This window comes from Streptomyces sp. NPDC054841 (genome assembly GCF_053611045.1).
The window spans coordinates 1-1,720 of record NZ_JBSGZO010000859.1 but is presented as its reverse complement, the minus strand read 5'-3'; the positions used below and the strand labels follow the sequence as shown (position 1 = coordinate 1,720).

Annotated in this window: 1 protein-coding gene; it reads right to left on the bottom strand. The window is 70.3% G+C overall.

What is annotated here, in order from left to right:
• On the bottom strand, nucleotides 1-1,523 hold a 1,523-nt coding region (locus ACWGI8_RS43980), incomplete at its 3' end, for an alpha/beta fold hydrolase (protein ID WP_453669196.1).
• Between the last annotated feature and the right edge of the window lie 197 nt (nucleotides 1,524-1,720).

Here is a 1,720-nt window from a genome sequence, read left to right as displayed (position 1 = left end):
GGGTACGGGGTGGCCGGGTCCCGGGTGGTGCCCACCACCAGGATCGGCGGCGTTCCCGGAGCATTGACCGCGTGCGGGGTGCCGACCGGCTTGGCCGGCCAGTCCGCGCAGCTCAGCGCGCTCCAGGCGAGCCACTCCCCGAACACGGGGGACGCCTGCCGGAAGGAGGGAATCTCGGCCTGGACCTGCTCGGCCGAGGTCACGGCCGGGGGATGGTCCAGGCAGTCGATCGCCGTGAACGCCTCCTGGCCGATGCCGACGCCGGAGAGAGCCATCAGACCCAGGTCCGCCCCGTTGCCCGCCTGCGCCTGTTCCAGGGCCGCCCGCAGCTGGGGCCAGGCGTCCTTGGAGTAGAGCGCCCCCAGGATGGCCGAAAGGGCGGTGTCCTTGTCGAGGGTGCCCGCCTCGGCCGCCGGCAGCGGCTTGCGGTCCAGGCTCGTCAGCAGCTCGTCGAGACGCTGCCGAGCCCCGGGCAGGTCGGTGCCCAGCGGGCAGTCCGGCCGGCCGGCACAGTCGGCCAGGAAAGCATCCAGGGCCAGTTCGAACCCGGCGGCCTGCTCGCGCGTCGCGTCCAGCGCGTCGACCCGCGGGTCGACGGCCGCGTCGAGAACCAGCCGGCCGACCTGGTCGGGGAACAGCTCGGCGTAGAGGGTGCCCAGGTAGGTGCCGTAGGACACGCCGATGTAGTGCAGCTTTTCGTCCCCGAGAGCCGCGCGGAGCACGTCCATGTCCCGAGCGCTCTCCTCGGTGGAGACATGGGCCAGCCGCGCCCCGGAGTTGGCCTGGCAGGAGGCGGCGAACTCCTTGTTGACATCGACGTACTTGGTGACCTCGGCCGGGTTGTCCGGCGTGGCGTCGACCGTGACGGGGTCGGCCGACAGCATGGGTGCGCAGCGTATCGGCGCGCTCTGCCCGACACCGCGCGGGTCGAAGCTCACGAAGTCGTACCGGGAGCGCACCTGTGGGGTGGAGAACATGTCCGGATCAGCCTGCACGATCTCGATACCGGATCCGCCCGGGCCTCCCGGGTTGTACACCACAGAGCCGATCCGCTCGCCCGGGTCGGTCGCCTGCCTGCGGGCAAGGGCCAGCTCGATCGTGGGCCCACCCGGGTCGGCGTAGTCCAGGGGCACCTCCAGCTGACCGCACTGGACACCGGTACCGCAGGAGTGCCAGTTGATCTTCTGGGTGTAGAAGGGACGCAGCCCTGCCGGTGGGGAGGTGTCGATGATCTTCGCGACGCCTTGATAGACGAGCGACGGTGTGTGCATGAACAGCACGCTCAGCAGTCCCGCACTGGCAACCAGACCGACCAGCGCGGCCGGCCACGCGGGACCCCAACGCCCGCGGCGCGCTCCCGGGGCCAGGAAGTCGGCGACACGTCCGAGCAGTGCGGCCGACCGGGTCAGGGCTTTACGCAGAGCCCGCCCGAGCTTGGCCGTCCAGCGCAGGACGGACGCGGTGCGGGTGGGGCGCACGGGAGGCTCGCTTCCGTGGTGAGGGTCCGGCGCTTGGGTGGTCATGGTCGTTCTCCAGTCTCCGAGGTGGCCGTGAATGCCGGCCCGCACTTCGAGTGAAGGCGACGGAGACGTTTCGGTTAACTCCCGAAAAAGCGTGACTTGACATGATTCTTGATCTCTGCATCTTCGAGATCACCCCAGGTCAGGGGCGTGCGGGGTGTTTCTTGAGCGCGCGGCAGCGCCTCGGCCTTCCACAGGGG